Source organism: Phenylobacterium sp., from assembly GCF_031425575.1.
In the GTDB taxonomy this organism is placed as follows: domain Bacteria; phylum Pseudomonadota; class Alphaproteobacteria; order Caulobacterales; family Caulobacteraceae; genus Phenylobacterium.
This window is the reverse complement of the sequence record NZ_JANPJP010000167.1, coordinates 1-2,598: the sequence shown is the minus strand read 5'-3', so window position 1 is coordinate 2,598 and position 2,598 is coordinate 1. Positions and strand designations below refer to the sequence as shown.

The window sequence follows — 2,598 nt, the reverse complement described above, 5'->3', positions numbered from 1 at the left end:
CCGCCTATGCCTGCAAGGTCCGCGATATGGGCGGCGAGGTGGTGATCGTCTCGTCCGACAAGGACCTGATGCAGCTGGTGGGTCCGCGGGTCTTCATGTTCGACGCCATGAAGAACGTCAGGATCGGAATTGAACAGGTCGCCGAGAAGTTCGGCGTAACGCCGGACAAGGTCGTCGATGTGCAGGCCCTCTGCGGCGATTCGGTGGACAACGTGCCGGGTGCGCCGGGCATTGGCATCAAAACTGCCTCGGCCCTGATCAATGAATACGGCGACCTCGACACCCTGCTGAGCCGCGCCCACGAGATCAAACAGGACAAGCGCCGCCAGACCCTGATCGACTTCGCCGACCAGATCCGCCTGTCGCGCCAGTTGGTGCAGCTGGATTGCGACACCCCGCTGCCCCAGGCGCTGGACGCCCTGTTGATGGATGACCCGGATCCCGCGGTGCTGGCGGCGTTCCTTGAGAAGATGGAGTTCCGCACGCTGGCCCGGCGCATCGGCGACGGCAAGGCGGGCAATGTGGGCCAGGGCATCACCGTGGCCGCCACCCCCGCGCCCGAGACCAGGGCGCCCACAGCCCCCAGCCACGACGCCGTCGACACCAGCACTTACGAATGCGTGCAGGACCTGGCTGCGCTGGACCGCTGGATCGCCCAGGCCTACGCCGCCGGGGTCATCGCGTTCGACACCGAAACCGACGCCCTGGGCGCCACCAGCGCCGGCCTCTGCGGCGTGTCTCTGGCCACCGCGCCCGGCAAGGCCTGTTACATCCCCCTGGGCCACGAGCCAGAGGGCGAGGGCGGCCTGCAACTGGATGCGCCCGCCGACCTGACCCAGGTTCCCATGGATGCAGCCCTGGCACGGCTGAAACCGCTGCTGGAAGACCCTTCGGTGCTGAAGGTGGCCCAGAACGCCAAGTACGACCTGGCTGTACTGGCGCGCTACGGTGTCAACGTCAGCCCCATCGAAGACACCATGCTGATCAGCTTCGCGCTGGAAGGCGGCCTGCACAAAAGCCACGGGATGGACGAGCTGTCGCGCCGCCTCCTGGGGCATGAGCCGATCAGCTTCAAGACCGTGGCCGGGACCGGCAAGGCGCAGAAGAGCTTCAAGCACATCGAACTGGCGGGCGCGACCTGCTACGCCGCCGAGGACGCCGACGTCACCCTGCGCATCTATGAGCATCTGCGACGCCGGCTGGCGCATGAGCACCTGCTGACGGTCTACGAGACGCTGGAGCGGCCGATGCCGGCGGTGCTGGTCGAGATGGAGCTGGCGGGGATCAAGGTTGACCCAGACCGCCTGCGCCAGCTTTCCAACGATTTCTCGGTCCGCATGGCCGAGTTTGAGCTGGAGGCCCACCGCGTCGCCGGTCGCCCCTTCAACCTGGGCAGCCCCAAACAGGTGGGCGACATCCTGTTCGGCGAGATGGGTCTGGCGTCCGTCAAGACCACCGCCACCGGCGCCCAGTCCACGGACGCCTCGATGCTGGAAGACCTGGCGCTACAGGGCCACGAGTTGCCGCGCATCCTTCTGGACTGGCGCCAGCTTTCGAAACTGAAAGGTACGTATACCGACAATCTGGTCGCGGCGATCAACCCGAAAACCGGGCGCGTCCACACCTGTTATTCGCTGGCGGCGGCCACGACAGGTCGCCTCGCCTCATCCGACCCCAATCTGCAGAACATCCCGATCCGCACGGAGGAAGGCCGCAAGATCCGCAAATGCTTCATCGCCGATGCGGGCCACGTCCTGATCAGCGCCGACTATTCCCAGATCGAACTGCGCCTGCTGGCCCACATCGGCGATATCCCCCAGCTGAAACAGGCCTTCGCCGACGGCCTCGACATCCACGCCATGACGGCGTCGGAGATGTTCGGCGTGCCCATCGAAGGCATGCCCGCCGAAACGCGCCGCCGCGCCAAGGCCATCAACTTCGGCATCGTCTACGGCATCTCGGCGTTCGGCCTGGCCAACCAGCTGTCGATCCCGCGCGAAGAGGCCGGCGCCTACATCAAGACCTATTTCGAGCGCTTCCCCGGCATCCGCACCTATATGGACCGCATGACCCGCCAGGTCCGCGCCGAGGGCTTCGTCACCACCATCTTCGGCCGCAAGGTGCATATCCCCGCCGCCCAGGGCCGATCCCAGGCCGAACGCGCCTTCGGCGACCGCGCCGCCATCAACGCCCCCATCCAGGGCGCCGCCGCCGACGTGATGCGCCGCGCCATGATCCGGATGCCCGGGGCCCTGCGCGCTGAGGGACTGACGGCCCGGATGCTGCTCCAGGTCCACGACGAACTGGTCTTCGAGGCGCCGGAGGCCGAGGCCGAGGCGGTGATCGCCGTGGCGCGCCGGATCATGGAACGGGCGGCGGAGCCGGCGCTGTCGATCTCCGTGCCCCTGGTGGTGGACGCGCGGGCCGCGCCGAACTGGGACGACGCGCACTGAGGGAGCAGTGGATGTGGCCTCCCCGCCTCTCCCTCGTGGCCGCGCTATCATTGCGAACCGCGCCGGATGGTACCTAATGGCCAAGTCTGTCCCATAGGAGCGCCAATGCCCTTGAATGATCTTCGCTCGATTCTCTTCCCCTATT

The 2,598-nt window shown here is 66.8% G+C and carries 1 protein-coding gene; it reads left to right on the top strand.

All coding sequences use genetic code 11. The features are described from left to right. A partial coding sequence (polA, locus tag RMO97_RS09490) for a DNA polymerase I (protein ID WP_310540614.1) occupies positions 1-2,453 on the top strand: 2,453 nt, incomplete at its 5' end. Positions 2,454-2,598: the final 145 nt, after the last annotated feature.